Here is an 18,038-nt window from a genome sequence, read left to right as displayed (position 1 = left end):
GAGCAAAGGAGAGCGCAATGCGGATCCGATCGAGCCGAGCCGGGATGGGCTCAACCCGAATGACCGCACTGCGATGTGCCGCGGCGGCGGTCGCGATCGGCCTGATCGCGACCGGCTGTGGCGCCGAGGACTCCGACGCGGGCAAGGGGTTGTCGGACGCGCTCGGCACCACCAGCGATATCAACCCGCGCAACCGCGACGACATTCGCGAGGGCGGCAACCTGCGCCTGGTGACGACCACGTTTCCGGCGAACTGGAACACGCTGTCCAACGATGGAAACGACGGCGAGATCGCCGATGTCGAACGACCGATGATGCCGCGTTCCTTCAGCACCGATGCGGCGGGAGCGCTTTCGGTGAACAAGGACTATTTCACCGATATCGCGCTCACCAGCACCGACCCCCAGCAGGTCACCTACACGATCAACCCGAAGGCCGTCTGGTCCGACGGCAACCCCATCACCTGGGAGGACATCCGCTCCCAGGCCAACGCGCTGCGCGGGGCCGATAAACGCTTCCTGATCGCGATCACCAACGGCTTCGAGTTCGTGGACAAGGTGGAACGCGGTGTCGACGACCGGCAGGCGGTGCTCACCTTCAAGCACCCGTACGCGGAATGGCGCGGCCAGTTCGCGGGCAATGCGTCACTGTTCCCGAAATCCGTGACCGCAGACCCGGATTCGTTCAACAACAGTCTCGTCGACGCCATGGGACCGAGTGCGGGCCCGTTCGTGGTGCAGTCCACCGATCGCTCGCAGGGCCGAATCGTGCTGGGCCGCAACCCGAAATGGTGGGGCGCGACACCGAAGCTCGACACCATCACCTACAGCGTGCTCGACCACCCGGCCTGGGTGGGGGCGTTGCAGAACAACGAAATCGACCTGGTCCGGCTCAACAGCATCGACGAGGTCAAAACGGTGCGCAACACCCAGGGCCTGGCCCTGCGCCGCGCACCGGGCAACCGGTGGCGGCACATCACGTTCAACGGAGCACCGGGCTCCATCCTCGCCGATCCGCGGGTGCGGGTCGCCATCTCCAAGGCCATCGACCGGCAAGGCATCGCGACCGCAACCCAGAACGGCCTCGTCGAGAATCCGAAACCGCTGAACAACCACATCTTCCTGCAGGGCCAGGAAGGCTACCGGGACAACAGCCTCGGTTTCGATCCGGCTGCGGCCGCCAAGGAACTGGACGCGCTCGGCTGGAAGCTCAACGGTGATGTCCGCGAGAAAGACGGACGCAAGCTGATCATCCGCGACGTGATGTACAACGACCCGCTGTGGGTGCAGATCGCCCAGATCATCCAGCAGAACCTGGCACAGATCGGCGTCAAGCTGACCATCGACACCAAGCCGGGCGCCGGATATTTCACCGATGTCATCCAGCCCGGTGACTTCGACGCCGCCCAGTTCATCTTCCAGGGTGACGCGTTCCCGCTCGGCAGCATTCGGCAGATCTACCGCTACGACCCGAACGACCTCCAGGGCAACTATGGCCGCATCGGCTCACCGGAGCTAAACGACCTCATCGATCGCACCCTCGCGGAACTCGATCCGACGAAGGCGATCGAGTTGGCCAACGAGGTGGATCGAAAGGTGTTCGAGGAGGGCCATTCCCTGCCGCTGACCCAATCCGACGGCAGCTTCGGCGTCCGTGCCGAGCTGGCCAATATCGGCTCCCCCGGGCTCGCGTCCTACGACTACACCACCATCGGCTTCCTGAAGTAACCCAGCAGCATCGCTGCGGAAAGGAGCGGACCATGCGGATTCGTTCATGGACGACACGACTGGCGATCCCCCTTGTCACGGTCGGCTTGATCGCGGCCGGGTGTAGTTCGGATGAGGAGGCCGCGCCCGAAGGCGCCGTCGCCGCGCTCGGCACCACCAACGACATCAACCCGAAAGATGTCAGCGAACTGCGCGACGGCGGTAATCTGCGCCTCGCCATCGGCGCACTGCCACAGAACTGGAATGCGCTGCACAACGACGGAAACGACGCCGACACCGGCGCGCTGCTGCGCCCGGTGATGCCGCGGGCGTTCAAAACCAATGCGGCAGCCGAACTCTCGGTCAACACCAACTACTTCACCGATGTCGCGCTGACCGGCACCGAGCCACAGCAGGTCACCTATACGATCAACCCGAAGGCCATCTGGTCCGACGGCACCCCGATCACGTGGGAAGACATTAAATCCCAGGCCAACGCGCTCAGCGGGGCCGACAAATCGTTCCTGATCGCGAACAACACCGGCTTCGACCGGGTCGAGAAGGTCGAGCGCGGTGTCGACGACCGGCAGGCCGTCATCACCTTCAAGAAGCACTACGCCGACTGGCGCGGACAATTCGCGGGCAATACGTTCCTGTACCCCAAGTCCGTCACGGCCACCCCGGAGGCTTTCAACAAGAGCCAGCTCGACGGCCTCACGCTGTCATCGGGTCCGTTCATCATCCAGTCGGTGGACCGGGCGCAGGGCCGGGTCGTGCTCGGTCGTAACCCCAAGTGGTGGGGCGACACACCGAAACTCGACACCTTCACCTTCAGCGTGCTCGACAGTGCGGCACTGCTGCCCGCGCTACAGAACAACGAAATCGACGCGGTCGGCCTCGCCAGCAGGGACGAGTTGAAGACGGCGCGCAATACCAACGGCATCGCGATCCGCCGCGCACCGGGAAATAGCTGGTCGCACCTGACGTTCAATGGGGCGCCCGGATCGATCCTGGCCGATCAGGGCGTGCGCGTCGCGATCTCGAAGGCCATCGACCGGCAGGGCATTGCCAGCGCCATCCAGAACGGCCTCGTCGAGAACCCGAAGCCGCTGAACAATCACATCTTCCTGCAGGGCCAAGACGGCTACCAGGACAATAGCCTCGGTTTCGATCCAGCCGCGGCCGCCAAGGAACTGGACGCACTCGGCTGGAAGCTCAACGGCGAGGTTCGGGAAAAGGACGGCCGCAAGCTGGAGATCCGCGACATCATGTACAACCAGGACGTCTGGGTGCAGATGGCGCAGATCATCCAGCAGAACCTCGCCCAGATCGGCGTCAAACTGACCATCGAAACCAAGTCGGGCACGGGCTTTTTCACTGATGTCATCGCGCCGGGCAATTTCGATGTCGGGCAGTGGACCTGGGTGGGTGATCCCTTCCCGCTCGGTAGCCTCATCCAGATCTACGGCTACAACCCGAACGATCTGCAGGGCAACTACGGGCGCATCGGTTCGCCGGAACTCAACGACCTGATCGAGCGGACCATCTCGGAACTCGACCCGAAGAAGGCCATCGAACTGGCAAATCAGATCGATCGCAAGGTGTTCGAGGAGGGGCATTCCCTGCCGCTGATGCAATCACCGGGCAATGTCGCGGTCCGTGCGAACCTCGCGAACTACGGCGCGGCCGGGCTGGCATCCTACGACTACACCAAGATCGGATTCCTGAAGTGAGAGGACCAGCTATGCGGCTTCGTACCCTCGGCACCCGGTGCGCCATCCCGGTCGTCGCCCTCGGGTTGATCGTGGCCGGTTGCTCCAACAGCGACGTGACCGCGGGCACCAGCACCATCGGCAGTACGAACGACATCAACCCGAAGGACCCGAGCGAACTGCGCGACGGCGGCAATCTGCGGTTGGCGCTGGGTGCCTTCCCGTCGAACTTCAACTACCTGCATGTGGACGGTGGCACCGATGACGGCGCCACCGTGATCGGCCCGACGATGCCTGCCGCGTTCGTCAGCGACGCCGCCGGACAGCTCACTGTCGACCACAACTACTTCACCGACATCACCCTGACGAGTACCTCCCCACAGCAGGTCACCTACACGATCAACCCGAAGGCCGTCTGGTCCGACGGCAGCCCCCTCACCTGGGAGGACATGCGCTCGCAGGCGGCGGCGCTGAGCGGCAAGGACAATGCGTTCCTGGTCTCCTCGACCAGCGGTTTCGAACGGGTTGCCAAGGTGGAGCGCGGCGTCGACGATCGGCAGGCGATCGTCACCTTCGACAAGCCCTACGCCGAATGGCAGGGCCAGTTCAGCCCGCTGTATCCGAAGGCCGTGACCGCGAATCCCGATGCGTTCACCAATCTCGACCTCAACTCGCTGTCGGTCAGCTCGGGACCGTTCGTCATCACCACTATCGATCGCGCCCAGAACCGGATCACGCTGAACCGCAACCCGACCTGGTGGGGCGACACCCCCAAGCTCGACACCATCACCCTCAGCGTGCTCGACCACAGCGCCATGCTGCCCGCGATCCAGAACAACGAGCTCGACTACGGGTACATGTCCGGTATCGAGCTGGTGACCGCGGCCAAGAACTCGAAGAATGTCGTCATCCGCCGGACACCGGAGCCGAGCTGGTCGCACTTGACCTTCAACGGTGTGTCCGGCGCGCTGCTCTCGGATCCGCAACTGCGCATTGCCATTTCGAAGGCGATCGATCGGCAAGGGCTGGTGACCGCAGCCCAGAACGGCATCGTCACCGACCCGAAGCCGCTGAACAATCACGTCTTCATGGCAGGTCAGAAGGGCTACCAGGACAACGCGGGTCCCATTGCGTTCGATCCCGCCGAGGCCGCGCGGATGCTCGATGCGCTCGGCTGGAAGCTCAACGGCGATGTCCGTGAGAAGGATGGCCGCAAGCTGGAAATCCGCGATGTGATGTACCAGCAGGATCAGTGGGTGCAGACCGCGCAGATCGTGCAGCAGAATCTGGCCGCGGTCGGCGTGAAGCTGACGATCCAGACCGTGCCCGGCAGTGGCCTTTTCAAGGACGTGATCGATCCGGGCAACTTCGATATCGCCCAGTTCAGTTGGAGCGGTAGCGTTCTCCCGCTCAGCGCGCTGCCCCAGATCTATGCCTACAACCCGGAGAACCTACAGGGCAACAAGGCCAGGATCGGTTCGGCGGAACTCAACGAGCTCATCGATAAGACCATCTCCGAGCTCGACCCCGACAAGGCGATCGCGCTGGCCAACCAGTGTGATCAGATGATCTTCGCCGAGGGCTATTCGATCCCGCTCCAGCAGGCATCGGGCACCTACGCGGTCCGCGAAAACCTGGCCAACTACGGTGCCTTCGGCCTCGCCTCCCCCGACTACACCAAAGTCGGCTTCCTGAAGTGAGTTCCGGACCGGGCCACCCCCTGGCCTACCCGGTCACCGTGACGATCGGCGCCCTGGCGATCTGCCTCGCCTGGGCGCCGTTCGCCGACCCGGACGAGCTCGCCGCCCTGGTAACAGTGGCGCTCGGCGTCCTCGGCTACACGGCCTACCAGCTGAGCAGAGCCCTCGGCCTGCTACCCAACGGATCCCCAAGCGCCACCCGCACCATCGGCATCAAACGCATCCGCCAAGACCACCGCCTCCTCAGCCGAACCTGGCTCGAAATCACCGGCACCGATCGGCCCCGCTGGCTCCCTGTCTATTTCGACCCAGCCCTACTGGCCCTCACCGAAACCACCGGCGAGATCACCGACCGATCCATCCACACCGGCACCCTCCGCCTGTACCCCTCCGGCCGCATCCGCGATACCGAACCCCCCGGCCGCCTCGTCGACAATCCCTCTCGCCCCGACCCAGAGGCCCCCACTCTCGCCACCAGTTCCACCCGCCCGACCCGCCGACTCCTGCTGGACGCCCAATCAACAGTCGCCGCCCCGTTTATCGCCCTGATGTGGGTCTACGTCGCCAATGGCGGCTTCACGGCCTTCCTCGCCGCCACTATCGTCGCCGCCGCCTGCACCATCTGGCTGTCCGCCATCCGAGGCTCCGACCCCAGCTGACTCCCCGTGACACAATCCGCCAGCCGACGGCAGCAATCAGCCGCTACCTCACGCGTCGAGTCCGATCCGGCGGCTGAGTTCGCGGATGCAGTTCCGGTTATGCGGCGCTCGTCAGGGAAGATGAATCCATGCTGGTGTTCGAGGTCAACTATGGCGAAATGATGAAATCCCTTACTGCACAAGCGGAGGCGGCGGAAATCACCGATGCCGCGATCGTGAGTCTGATCGGAGGAGTCGACCGTTTCACCATCTCGACCATGCCCGCCGATGACGCGACGAAGGACATCGTCAGCACCTATGCGCTACCGGCCGAGATGCACGGATCCGGCGAGATCCGTGACGGCAAAGTCCACGTCCACGCGACCATGGCAGTCCAAGGCGACAGGGCTATTGCCGGCCATGTACACGAGGCGCACATCGGCACTTGGTTCGCGCGGGCGTACGTAATTCCGCGTCCAGCGCGTGATCAGTAGCGGTCGTCGGCTGAAGACTGGGCGACACCTCGACCACTGCAACGGAAGCATTGAGCCGTCCGCTCCGCATGGACCTTTCGGATCGTGCTCCGGCCCACCGGCGGCCCGAAAGGGTTGGCCGAATAAGTTCGGCGGCATGGGTGTTCGGATCTACCTTGCGGATTCGAGCGTCGTCGACGACGCTCGCGCTGGCGGAGCGGACGGGGCTGGGGTTCCGCGCAGGTCACCGCACCCTCCCCGCAAGATCTTCTGAACCCGTACAACACGCGGCGTGCTCACGGGGTGATGTGCCCGAGCCTGATCGCCAACAGGTTCGCGACCAGGACGGCGACGAAGACGACCGCGGCCGCTCGGTAGCTCACGGCCCACAATCCGACCGCAGCGCTGCCGAAAACCACGACCTTGGTGACGACCGCGAGCAGCGGGTTGTCGAGTGTCGCATTCGGCGCCGCGAAGAGGCCCCACGCCACCGCCGCGAGGAGAGGCGCTCCCACAGCCAACACGAGCTTGACCGGAATCGCATTGGCGGCCTTCCAGCCCCACACCGCCAGCGCCACGAGCGCGACCAACTCCATCACGAATGCCAGTGTGAGGTTGGCCCATTTCCAGACTTCTTGCATGTCCGTTCTCCCTCAAATATCTGAGAGCATCGCTCTCTAATGAGAGCAGCGTGCCGGACTGGTTCGCCTTCGTCAAGTTGCAGCCCGGTACTGACAGTGGGGTCGAGTGGGAAATCCCTGCCAGGATGAGAATGGCAACTGGTCTGACCACTTGACCATCTGGCCGATATGGCGCACAGTTAAGACATGGCGTTGCAACCGGTAGTCAAGCGGTCGGTGTCCGGCGATGTGTTCGAGCAGATCGCGGCGGATGTGTTGAGTGGGGAGTTGGCGCCGGGGGCAACTTTGCCTAGTGAGCGGCAGTTGGCGGAGGCGTTGGGGGTTTCTCGGCCTGCGGTTCGGGAGGCGTTGCAGCGGCTGGCGGCGGCTGGGTTGGTTGCGGTGCGGCAGGGGGATGCGACGACTGTGCTGGATTATCGACGGGGGGCCGGGCTGGAGGTTTTGCCTCGACTGCTCGTGCAGGGCGGGGAGTTGGATCCGGGGGTTGCGCGCAGCATTCTCGAGGCTCGGCTGCACAACGGGCCGAAGGTCGCCGAGTTGGCGGCTACGCGGCTGGGCAAGACCGACTCCGCGACAGTCGGTGCGGCGCTCGAACGCACCGTGGCAGCACTTGCCGCAGAACAGGATCCGGTCGCCCAGCAGCGGCATGCGATGGAGTTCTGGGATCACGTCATCGACGCGGCCGATTCCATCGTGTTCCGGCTGATGTTCAACATGCTCAGCGCCGCCTACGAACCCGCGCTCACCGCGCTGGCTCCGATCATGTCCGCCGAGGTGGGCAATGTCGAGGCATACCGCGAACTGGCCGCCACCATCGTGGCGGGCCGGCCGCAACAGGCCGCCGAGATCGCCCGGGCGCTGCTCGAGCCGGCGACCACCATCCTGATCGATGCCCTCGGCGGGCACTGATCACGCTTCACCCTAGGAAGAACGAACCTTAACGCTTCCCCTGCCTGAAGGCAGGAGATTCCCAGCTCAGACCGCAACCGAACCACCCACCCGAAGGAGGTGACCCGCTTGTCTCACATCCTCAACACTGATGTGGCCGCGTTCTGCCACAACCAGAACCACCCTGGCGGCGTTCCGATCCCGACCGGCGGTATAGCCGCAGTCGAGGCACCGGAAAGTTCTCTCGCACAGCTCCAGTCGCTTGGCTCTCGCGAAACAGGCACTGCACGTCATCGTCGTGTAAGCGGGCTGAACCAACACCACCCTCCGGCCAGCCCGCACAGCACGCTCGACCAACTCCCGCTTCGCCGCACCGATCGCTGCGTCCGCCGCTTTACGGGCCATCGTGGACTTCGCCAGAAACCTCGGCCGGAAGTCCTCTACTGCGATCAACGCATGGTTGGCGACGACACGTTTCGCCCATACCCGCGAATCATGGTGGGTTTGCCGCGCCGCCTTCTTATGCAACTTCACAACCTGGCGGGCTACCCGCTGGTAGCCCCCGGACTGCGGGCCACGTTTGCCGCTGTGCCGGCGGGCCATACGGCGTTGCGCCTTCGCCAGTTCCGCGGCGCACCGTTTCCGGTGCCCCAGAACGGGCAGATCGAACCGGGTGTCGGTGGTCGTGGCCGTGACGCTCACACCCCAATCGATACCGATTCCACCGTCAGCCGCTGCCATGGCTTCGATCTCACGCCGCACGACGAACGACGCATACCAATGCCCCAGACTGTCCCGGGTGATACGGACAGACGTCGGATCCGAAGGCAGCTCCCGCGACCACACCACCGGGATACTCACCCCTTTCGGCAACAGCAACCTGCCATCGCGGATGGTGAACCCACGCACGGTGTATTCCAGCGACGGCAGCGCCTTCTTACGTGGTTTGAACCGCGGGCGGCCGCGTCCTTTCACCGTGAACGAATGATCAAGGGCTTTTGCGTAAGCGCGGAGGGCTTGCTGCTGGGCAACCTGCGACCCCTCGCGCAACCACGCGTTCCGGCCACGCGCTTCGGTCAGCAATTTTCCGAGTTTGCCGAAGCTGACACAGCCACCCAACTTTTGTTGGTGCACAGCCTCGTTCCACAGAAACCGGCATCGATGCCACTCCGCGACCAGGGCCCGCGCCGCCTGTACGCCAGGTCGCAGTCGGTAGTTGTACCGCACCACCTCGGTCATACGCGGCAATGTAACCGACACCACCGACACATCCTGGCGACCCAACCTCTGGAAGGAGGATGGCGCTTCCTCTCCCCAGTGAACGAGGGAGTATCCGCGCCAAACACCCGATGACGAAACCGCATTCCTCCGAACAGGATTCGAGCGCCCGGGCGCGCGTCCAGCGAGACGAGCGGGCGCTGCGGCGCGGCCTCACCCTCGGTGAGGCCTTCCGCGAGTTCGTCCGGCACCCTTCGCCGTGGCTCATCGGCGTCACCCTGCTCGCGGCCCTCGCCGGCCGAATCATGGTGGGCGACTGGCAGTTGACCGACGCGCTGGTGCCCGCCGTGATGCTCGCGGTGTTCCCGATCTTCGAATGGATCGTGCACGTCACCGTGCTGCACTGGCGGCCACGCAAGCTCGGTCCGGTCGCCATCGACAGCGAGCTCGCGCGCAAACACCGTGAGCACCATGTTGATCCGCGCAATATCCCTTTGATCTTCATCCCGACCAAAACACTGTCGGTACTGGTCGTCGTCCTCATCGCCGTTGCCGCCCTGGCATTCCCACGCCTGGGCCTCGGCCTGACCTTCCTGCTCACCATCACCCTGCTCGGCCTCGGCTACGAGTGGACCCACTACCTGATCCACACCGACTACAAGCCGCAAGGCTCGCTCTACCGCGCGGTCTGGCGCAACCACCGCCACCACCATTACAAGAACGAGCACTACTGGTTCACCGTCACCACCTCCGGCACCGCCGACCGCCTGTTCGGCACCCACCCGGACCCTGCCGAAGTCACCGCCTCGCCCACCGCACGCAACCTCCACTCCGCCTGACCGCCGACAGCCGACGCTCCGCAGGACACCGGTCCACGCGTCGGCTGTCGGCTTCGGCCCATCACCCCCGACCGCTCCGCCCTCCGACCCCCCTGTCAGCAGCAGCGAGCGGCCGAGTCGGGAGACGGGCGATGACCACCAGCAGGCATGATGCGGCCGGGTTGGCGGATTTCGCGCGGGGGCCGACGATGCCGGGTTCGCGTGAGTGGCCCATGGCTGCGGCCACGCCGGGAAGCGCTCTCGCCGGCGTACCACTCGTCGTCGTCCACCGGACTGGCCGCTCTGTCGGTCAGTTCGAAGCGAGCAGGCGCGCGGCGATCGCACGAGCGCGGTGAGCGGCGGCGGGACTCGCTTCACGGACGGAGGTGACGATGGCACCGTCGACCAGGAGGGCGAATTCGGCGGCGAGTTCGGGGGCGTCGGATCTGCCTGCCGCGGTGAGGAGTTCGGTGAGGTAGTCGATTACTCGGCGCTTGTGTCGATCTGCTGCCTGGTGTGCGGCGGCAGTGGGGTCGGCTACTTCGACCATGGTGTTGATGAAGGCACAGCCACGAAAGTCTTTGCGGGCGAAGCGTTCCGAGAGGGCATCGAATACGGCCAGCGGGCGGTCGGACGGGTCGGACGCTTTCGAATCGACCGATTCCCGCAACCAGTCCAGCCAGCGGCGGTCGCGGCCCTCGAGCACCGCGACGACCAGGTCGTCCTTGCTGGTGAAGTGGCGATAGAAGGAGGCACGGCCGACGCCGGACTCCTGAAGCAGGCGGTCGACGCCGACCGCGCGGATGCCCTCGGCGTAGAACAGCTCCTCCGCGGTGGCGAGCAAACGCTGCCTGGCCTGTGTTGCCATGACGCCACCATACCAGGACGGAACCAGTCAGTACCATCCGACTTGACTAGTTCGGCACCGATCAGTACCGTTTCATTTCGGCACCGATCGGTACCATCACGTTCGAGCATGGAGTGCACATGTCGCGGCTACCTCTCGTCTCCACCGAAACCGCCGACGCGGAACAGGCGGATCTGCTGACCGAAGTTCAACGACAGCTGGGCAGGGTCCCGAATCTCTATGCCGCCATGGCGAACAGCCCGGCGACGCTGCGCGGCTACCTCACCCTGCGTGACGCGCTGACGAAGGGAAAGCTCTCCGCCCGCGTCCGCGAGCAGCTTGCGCTGCTGGTGGCCGGCGAAAACGGTTGCGACTACTGCGTGGCCGCGCACACCATGCGGGCCGGACGGATGGGATTCACCGATGAGGCGATCGCGGCCACCCGCGCAGCCACCGCCGAAGACCCGCACGCGGATGCGGTACTGCACTTCGCCAAGGAAGTGCTGCAATCCCGCGGCCGCGTCGACGACGGCTTGATCGCCTCGGCCCGGCAGCGCGGGGTGAGCGACGCCGAGCTGAGCGAGATCGTCGGCCACGTTTCGCTGAACATCCTGTCCAACTACTTCAATCACGTCGCACAGCCGGAGCTGGACTTCCCGCCGGCCGCGGCCCTCACCCCGAAAGACACTGCAATGACTACGAAATGGCGTTCGGCACGCACAGTCGCACTGGTCGAGGGCTACTCGATACTCGACAACGAGGGGCGGCCCGTCCGCACTATAGATAACGTCCAGGTGCTGATCGAAGGCGGCTTCCTGCACGTCAAAGTCTCGGAAACCGCCGAGGTGCAGGTCGTGTCGGCACCGGCGGTCGCCGTTGTCAGCTACCGTCCCGAATCCTGAACGCCACCCTCGATTCGCGGTCCGCCCGACTCGATTCCGGCCACGCCCGCGCTGCGCGACGAGCGACCGAATCCGCGCCGTCGATCGGCCGATCACCGTAGAGCCCGGTCCTGACGATCATCGATCGTCAGGACCGGGCTCGCGGCATTTCCGGGCTCGCGGCATTTCCGGGCTCGCGGCATTTCCGGGCGCACAGGCCCAGCCCGGTGCAGTCCCACTCGGAACATCGGATCTACCTGGACGAGAACGCGTTCCGCACACCACCCTAGGCAGGACATAGATCCGCACGGGGCGTTCGAGTGTTCGCATGTGGTTCCACAACACCGTCGAGATCCACGCTCCGAGAGCGCCGCACCCTCCGCAACATCCTCTTCGATGCCGCCGCACCGTTCACCTCATCGGCCACAGACCAGCTGCCACGACGCCCTTCCGAGCGAATCCGGGCGGTATCGATCTTGAAATGAATACCCTAGGGGGGTATGGTACCGACCATCGTTCGGCTGTTCGGAAAGGACGGAATCGACATGACTACACAAGTACGACCGACCACGCGAAAGTGGTTGGCATTAGCGGTGATCGCCGCCGCGCAATTCATGGTCATCATGGACACCTCGATCATCGGCATCGCATTGCCGAAGATGCAGGCGGAACTCGGTTTCTCCCAGGAGAACCTGACCTGGGTGTTCAACGCCTACGTGGTCGCCTTCGGCGGACTGCTGCTACTCGGCGGCCGACTGTCCGACCTACTCGGCGCGCGGCGAGTATTCGTCATGGGCTGGGTGGTGCTGCTGGCCGGATCCGCCATCGCAGGCGCGGCAGGCACCGTCGGCATCGAGCTCGCCGGTCGCGCCATCCAGGGTGGCGGGGCCGCCCTCGTCGCACCGTCGGCACTGACACTGCTGATGATGCTGTTCGGTTCCTCGCCACAGGAGCTGACGAAGGCACTCGCCGTGTACGGCGCCGCCGCACCCGCCGGCGGCACCGCAGGCGTGTTCCTCGGCGGTGTGATCACCGAATACATCAGCTGGCCTTGGGTTTTCTACATCAACATCCCGATCGCCGCGCTCGCACTCATCGCCGTTCCCGCACTGATGCCGAGCGCACCGGCCCGCTCCGGATCGGTCGACCTGCTCGGTTCCGCCACCGTCACCGCGGGACTCGCCGCCGCCGTCTACGGCATCGTCCGCGCACCCGAGGTCGGCTGGGCGTCCGGACAGACCTGGGCGGTCCTCGCCGCCGCGGCCGCATTGCTCGCCGGATTCGTCTACCTGCAATCTCGCCGCAGCGAGCCGCTGATGCGGCTGAGCATCTTCCGCGCACCGAACCTCGCCGCAGCCAATATCGCCCAGCTGCTGCTCGGCGCGGCCTGGGTCCCGATGTGGTTCTTCCTCAACCTCTACCTGCAGCAGGTCCTCGGTTACCGCGCATTCCCGTCGGGCGCGGCGCTGCTGCCGATGACGACGCTGATCATGCTCGGCATGGTGGTGATCGCACCGCGGGCGATGCAGCGTTTCGGCGCGAAGCCGATGATCGTCACCGGCCTGCTGGTGCTCGGCATCGGGCTGGGGATCATGTCGCTGGTCCGGCCGACCGGCAACTTCTGGATCGATGTATTGCCCGCCTCGCTGGTCGCCGCGGGTGGCATGTCGCTGGCCTTCATACCCTCACTGGGTACGGCTATCTCCGCTGCGCGTCCCGAAGAGGGCGGGCTGGCCTCCGGCATCGTGAACGTCAGCTACCAGGTCGGCTCGGCCATCGGGCTGGCCGCGATGACCGCGGTCGCCACCGCGTTCGGCGCCGACAAGATCGGCGATCTTCCCGCCCTGACCAGTGGTTTCTCGGCAGCATTCCTCGGCGCGGGCGGCATCGCGATTGCCGGGGCGGGCATCGCGGCGGTGACCATGCGCACCCCCGAGCGGGAATCCACGCCCGAAACCGATTGACAAAATACCCTAGGGGGGTATGGTAAATATCAAATGAGGCGGCTGGCGCCGCCATCGCCAGAAGGAGAGACCTCATGAGCACCGCAGCCACCACCGCCACTGTCACCGTCACCGTCACCGGAATGACCTGTGGCTGCTGCGTCAACTCGGTCAGCAAGGAGGTCGGCAAGATCTCCGGCGTCACCGCTGTCGACGTCGACCTCGCCACCGGCAGGGTCACCGTCGACAGCGCGGCCCCGGTCGAGCCCGGCGCGATCGCCGCGGCCGTCGACAAGGCCGGCTACCAAGTCACCGCCGACTAATTCGACATCTTTCAGAACGGAGCATCCCGATGAACGCATCCAGCAAATTCGCCGGCTTCGCCCTCGGTCTCGCGGCGGTCTTCGGGATCGCTCTGGCCATCGGTGCCGCGATCGGACCGGACCCCACCGAACCGGCCGCGCACGATTCGAATACCCACGCGGAAGGACCCGCCACCACTGACGGGCCGAACTCCGAGGAATACCCTGCCGGACTTATGGCCACGCAAAACGGCTACACCCTGCGGCTGGACACCACGCAGACCAGCGCGGCAGCGAATGTTCCCCTGCGTTTCCGCATCCTGAATCCGGCAGGCACACCGGTGACCCGCTACGTGCGCAGTCACGACAAGGATCTGCATCTGATCGTGGTTCGCCGCGACATGGTCGCTTTCCAGCACGTGCACCCCACCCTCGACCAGACCGGAACATGGAGTGTCCCACTGGATCTCACTCGCGCCGGTGACTACCGGGTATTCGCCGATTTCACCGCGGAAGGCAGCGACAACCTCACCCTCGGCGCTGACCTGCGGGTGGCGGGCAACTACGACGCACAGCCACTGCCCGCACCGGCGACCACCAGCACGGTCGGCGATTACACGGTCACCTCGAGCGGCGCGGTTACGCCAGGACAGGCCTCCATGGTCACCCTCTCGGTGCGCCGCGACGGCAAGCCGGTCACCGACCTACAGCCCTACCTGGGCGCCTACGGTCACCTCGTCGCATTGCGGGCCGCCGACCTCGGCTACCTGCACGTCCACCCCGAAGGCCATCCCGGTGAAGGCATCACCCCGGCAGGCCCCGGCATAACCTTCGCCGTCACCGCACCCAGCGCGGGCGACTACCGACTGTTCCTCGACTTCCAGCACGAAGGAGTCGTCCGCACAGCCGAATTCACTCTCAGCGTCGCCCCTGGTCCAGCGCCCACCAGCAGTGCCACCGCGCCGGAACCCGCACACGGCCACTGACCGTGCCGCCCCGAACGGAGCAACAATGACCCCCGAAACTCGGCCGACCGGCAACGAGCAGACCACCACGACCGAACCAACTCGGGCACCAGGCCCGCACACCGATCCGAGTTCCCTGTCACTGGTCCGCGTCGACGAACCCCAGCGTGGTTGCTGCCGATCCCGCTGACGCCGGACCGCAAGCCGCCACCCGCACCGAATCCACTCGAATAACCCGTAACCGACCCACAGCGGGCACGCCCGCTCCCCCAGCCCCTTTGCCGCACAGAACGGAGCAGACGATGACCACCACGACGCAACCACCGGCCAGCGGTCAGGTCGAATTGGTGATCGGTGGCATGACCTGCGCGTCCTGCGCCAATCGCATCGAGAAGAAACTGAACAAGCTCGACGGCGTCACCGCGACCGTTAACTACGCGACCGAGAAGGCTCGGGTCGACGTCAGCGGTGATGTCTCGCCTGCGGAGTTGATCGCCACGGTCGAGCAGGCAGGCTACACCGCGGCGCTGCCCGCGCCGAAAACCGAGGTGCCGACGGAAACCGCTGCGGCCGAACCTGATCCGACCGCGTCATTACGGACACGCCTGCTGGTCTCGCTGGTGCTGACCGTGCCGGTGATCGCCATGGCGATGGTGCCCGCACTGCAATTCACCAACTGGCAGTGGCTGTCGCTGACGCTGGCTGCGCCGGTCGTCGCCTGGGGCGCGCTGCCGTTCCACAAAGCGGCCTGGACCAATCTCCGCCATGGGACGGCGACCATGGACACCTTGGTGTCGATGGGAACCATCGCCGCACTCGGCTGGTCACTGTACGCACTGTTCTGGGGCACCGCAGGAATGCCGGGCATGAAGCATCCTTTCGAGTTCACCATCTCGCGGATGGACGGCAGCGGCAGCATCTACCTGGAGGCCGCGGCGGGCGTCACCACCTTCATCCTGGCCGGACGCTTCTTCGAGGCCAGGTCCAAGCGGCGGGCAGGCGCTGCGCTGCGCGCTTTGCTGGAGCTCGGCGCCAAGGAGGTTTCGGTACTGCGCCGTGCGAGCGACGGGCCCGGAGGCGGCAGCGTGCGTGACCACGCAGGGCCCCGGGAGCAAGGCGATGGATACAGCTGGGTCGAGCAGCGCATCCCCGTCGACCAGTTGGTTGTCGGCGATCAGTTCGTCGTGCGGCCGGGTGAGAAGATCGCCACCGATGGCGTGGTGGTGGAGGGTTCCTCCGCTGTCGACGCCTCGATGCTGACCGGTGAATCGGTGCCGGTCGAGGTCGGGCCCGACGATGCGGTGGTCGGCGCGACGGTGAATGTCGGCGGACGAATCGTGGTGCGCGCCGGTCGAGTTGGTTCCGATACGCAGCTGGCGCAGATGGCGAAGCTGGTCGAGGACGCACAGACCGGCAAGGCGCAGGCCCAGCGGCTGGCGGACAAGATCTCCGGGATCTTCGTGCCCATCGTGATCGCGCTGTCGGTTGCGACGCTCGGATTCTGGCTCGGCACCGGCGGTTCCATCGCGGCGGCCTTCACCGCCGCCGTCGCGGTGCTGATCATCGCCTGCCCGTGCGCCCTCGGGTTGGCCACGCCGACCGCGTTGATGGTCGGCACCGGCCGAGGCGCGCAGCTGGGCATCCTGATCAAAGGTCCCGAGGTGCTCGAATCGACCCGGCGGGTGGACACCGTGGTGCTGGACAAGACGGGCACTGTCACCACAGGCAAGATGGCGCTGCTGGATGTCGTTGCCACGGTCGGCGAGGACACCGGCGAGATCCTGGCACTCGCCGGAGCGCTGGAGGATTCGTCGGAACACCCCATCGCACAGGCCATCGCCAAGGGCGCGCGCGACAAGGTCGGTGAACTGCAGCCGGTCGAGGGCTTCGCGAATATCGAGGGCCTCGGCGTGCAGGGCGTTGTCGACGGCCACGCGGTGATCGTCGGGCGTGCCCGGCTACTCGCCGACTGGTCGCAGCAGCTGGACGCCGACCTCGAGCGCGCGATGCACGAAGCCGAGTCACAGGGCAAGACCGCGGTCGCGGTGGGCTGGGACGGCAAGGCACGTGGCGTGCTCGTCGTCGCCGATGCGGTGAAACCCACTTCCGCCGAAGCGATCTCGCAGTTGAAGGCACTCGGGCTCACCCCGATCATGCTGACCGGTGACAATGCCGCCGCAGCCCGCGCGATCGCCGATCAGGTCGGCATCGATGAGGTGATCGCGGAGGTGTTGCCGAAGGACAAAGTGGACACCGTCGCACGGCTGCAAGCCGAGGGCAAGGTCGTCGCCATGGTCGGCGACGGCGTCAACGATGCCGCGGCACTGGCGCAGGCCGATCTCGGACTGGCCATGGGCACCGGCACCGACGTCGCCATCGAGGCAAGCGATCTGACGCTGGTGCGTGGCGATCTGCGCGCCGCGGTCGATGCCATCCGCTTGTCCCGCAAGACCTTGGGCACCATCAAGGGCAACCTGTTCTGGGCCTTCGCCTACAACGTCGCGGCGATCCCGCTGGCGATGGCGGGCCTGCTCAACCCGATGCTCGCGGGCGCGGCCATGGCGTTCTCCTCGGTCTTCGTGGTGAGCAACAGCCTGCGGCTGCGCGGCTTCCGCTCGACCGCGCGGTAGCCCACTCGGACCGGATCGGGCGGGGCGGCACATCTCATGTGCCGCCCCGCATCGGTCCGGCAACCGCTGCGCCACTATCCCTTCGGCGCAGGCCCGAGCTTGCCGGCCGCCCGCGTCATAGCCGTCCCACCCCGCGTGGCGCGGATCGACTCCGTAGTGGAGGACCTGCCCGCCGTGTACTCGGGAATGTGATTCAGTCGTTCTCGGCCGGTGTGACCTCATCGTCGGTGATCCGTGACGTGCGATGCGTCCGCCGAACTGCATCATCGTGTCCGGACCGGCCCCGATATCGACCGATATCCAGCCGCTGGGTGTCCTGGTCGAGCTAATTCTTCGGTAGGCAATATCAAGCATCGACATGCTCCTGCCCTGTAGTGAATGTTCCCGTTTCCTATTGGAAATGCGAGCCGATCAGCTACAGAATGGCAACTACCCGTTACTTACTGCCTCGAACACCCGGCACCTGAGATATTCACTCCGCCCGACCTGCCGCAATCCGGACGTGGACGACATTGCCGATTCCGGCATTGCGGCAACCGAATTCATCTGCCTCGCGAAAGGGCCCGACCAAACGGTGACGACCCAGCCGTCGGTTGCGCGAAAGATAACGGCAGGCACCGCAAACCCACAGCACCCAGCCTGCGCGGTGCCGGCTCGGCCCGCATGCCGTACTGAT

The 18,038-nt window shown here is 65.5% G+C and carries 15 protein-coding genes; 12 read left to right on the top strand and 3 right to left on the bottom strand.

Annotated elements, in window-relative coordinates; genetic code table 11:
* Window positions 1-17 precede the first annotated feature (17 nt).
* From OHQ90_RS05660 to OHQ90_RS05640, 5 genes are all read left to right on the top strand, one after another.
* Window positions 18-1,727, top strand: a complete 1,710-nt coding sequence (locus OHQ90_RS05660) for an ABC transporter family substrate-binding protein (protein WP_442941325.1) — start codon at window positions 18-20, stop codon at window positions 1,725-1,727.
* Window positions 1,728-1,759: 32 nt separating this feature from the next.
* Window positions 1,760-3,439, top strand: coding sequence for an ABC transporter family substrate-binding protein (locus OHQ90_RS05655; protein ID WP_328407987.1), 1,680 nt, complete (start codon window positions 1,760-1,762; stop codon window positions 3,437-3,439).
* Between the two features lie 11 nt (window positions 3,440-3,450).
* Window positions 3,451-5,118, top strand: coding sequence for an ABC transporter family substrate-binding protein (locus OHQ90_RS05650; protein WP_328407985.1), 1,668 nt, complete (start codon window positions 3,451-3,453; stop codon window positions 5,116-5,118).
* On the top strand, window positions 5,115-5,777 hold the full coding sequence (locus OHQ90_RS05645; protein WP_328407983.1) for a hypothetical protein: 663 nt from the start codon (window positions 5,115-5,117) through the stop codon (window positions 5,775-5,777). The genes OHQ90_RS05650 and OHQ90_RS05645 overlap by 4 nt, the downstream gene beginning before the upstream one ends.
* A gap of 128 nt (window positions 5,778-5,905) precedes the next feature.
* The gene (locus OHQ90_RS05640; RefSeq protein ID WP_328407981.1) at window positions 5,906-6,250 is read left to right on the top strand and encodes a PCC domain-containing protein; all 345 of its coding nucleotides are present in this window, start codon (window positions 5,906-5,908) and stop codon (window positions 6,248-6,250) included.
* 275 nt (window positions 6,251-6,525) lie between these two features.
* Here the strand turns inward: OHQ90_RS05640 and OHQ90_RS05635 are convergent, their stop codons facing one another.
* A complete protein-coding gene (locus OHQ90_RS05635; protein ID WP_328407979.1) occupies window positions 6,526-6,870 on the bottom strand; it encodes a YrdB family protein in 345 nt (114 codons plus the stop codon).
* A 186-nt stretch (window positions 6,871-7,056) separates the two neighbouring features.
* On the opposite strand from OHQ90_RS05635, the gene OHQ90_RS05630 reads away from it, so the two are divergent.
* Window positions 7,057-7,779 (top strand): FadR/GntR family transcriptional regulator, encoded by a 723-nt coding sequence (locus OHQ90_RS05630; RefSeq protein ID WP_328407977.1) that lies wholly within the window; start codon window positions 7,057-7,059, stop codon window positions 7,777-7,779.
* Between the two features lie 66 nt (window positions 7,780-7,845).
* Here OHQ90_RS05630 and OHQ90_RS05625 read toward each other — a convergent pair whose 3' ends face one another.
* Window positions 7,846-8,997 carry an RNA-guided endonuclease InsQ/TnpB family protein gene (locus OHQ90_RS05625; RefSeq protein ID WP_328407975.1) on the bottom strand — a complete coding sequence of 384 codons (1,152 nt, stop codon included), beginning with the start codon at window positions 8,995-8,997 and terminating at the stop codon, window positions 7,846-7,848.
* Window positions 8,998-9,107: 110 nt separating this feature from the next.
* On the opposite strand from OHQ90_RS05625, the gene OHQ90_RS05620 reads away from it, so the two are divergent.
* On the top strand, window positions 9,108-9,815 hold the full coding sequence (locus OHQ90_RS05620) for a sterol desaturase family protein (protein ID WP_328407973.1): 708 nt from the start codon (window positions 9,108-9,110) through the stop codon (window positions 9,813-9,815).
* 289 nt (window positions 9,816-10,104) lie between these two features.
* On the opposite strand, the gene OHQ90_RS05615 is transcribed toward OHQ90_RS05620, so the two are convergent.
* Window positions 10,105-10,662: a TetR/AcrR family transcriptional regulator gene (locus OHQ90_RS05615; protein ID WP_328407971.1), complete on the bottom strand. Its 558-nt coding sequence runs from the start codon at window positions 10,660-10,662 to the stop codon at window positions 10,105-10,107.
* A 119-nt stretch (window positions 10,663-10,781) separates the two neighbouring features.
* On the opposite strand from OHQ90_RS05615, the gene OHQ90_RS05610 reads away from it, so the two are divergent.
* The 5 genes from OHQ90_RS05610 to OHQ90_RS05590 all read left to right on the top strand — a co-directional run bounded on the left by OHQ90_RS05610 (window position 10,782) and on the right by OHQ90_RS05590 (window position 17,362).
* Window positions 10,782-11,543, top strand: coding sequence for a carboxymuconolactone decarboxylase family protein (locus OHQ90_RS05610; RefSeq protein ID WP_328407969.1), 762 nt, complete (start codon window positions 10,782-10,784; stop codon window positions 11,541-11,543).
* 524 nt (window positions 11,544-12,067) lie between these two features.
* Window positions 12,068-13,486, top strand: coding sequence for an MFS transporter (locus OHQ90_RS05605; RefSeq protein WP_328407968.1), 1,419 nt, complete (start codon window positions 12,068-12,070; stop codon window positions 13,484-13,486).
* Between the two features lie 74 nt (window positions 13,487-13,560).
* A complete protein-coding gene (locus OHQ90_RS05600; RefSeq protein ID WP_328407966.1) occupies window positions 13,561-13,788 on the top strand; it encodes a heavy-metal-associated domain-containing protein in 228 nt (75 codons plus the stop codon).
* Between the two features lie 29 nt (window positions 13,789-13,817).
* A complete protein-coding gene (locus tag OHQ90_RS05595; protein WP_328407964.1) occupies window positions 13,818-14,753 on the top strand; it encodes a hypothetical protein in 936 nt (311 codons plus the stop codon).
* Window positions 14,754-15,034: 281 nt separating this feature from the next.
* Complete coding sequence (locus tag OHQ90_RS05590; protein WP_328407962.1) at window positions 15,035-17,362, top strand: heavy metal translocating P-type ATPase; 2,328 nt, start codon at window positions 15,035-15,037, stop codon at window positions 17,360-17,362.
* Window positions 17,363-18,038: the final 676 nt, after the last annotated feature.

The sequence above is a fragment of the Nocardia sp. NBC_00403 genome, assembly GCF_036046055.1.
Taxonomy (GTDB): Bacteria; Actinomycetota; Actinomycetes; order Mycobacteriales; family Mycobacteriaceae; genus Nocardia.
Note: the sequence above shows the minus strand (reverse complement) of the source record. Positions and strands in the feature narration are given on the sequence as shown.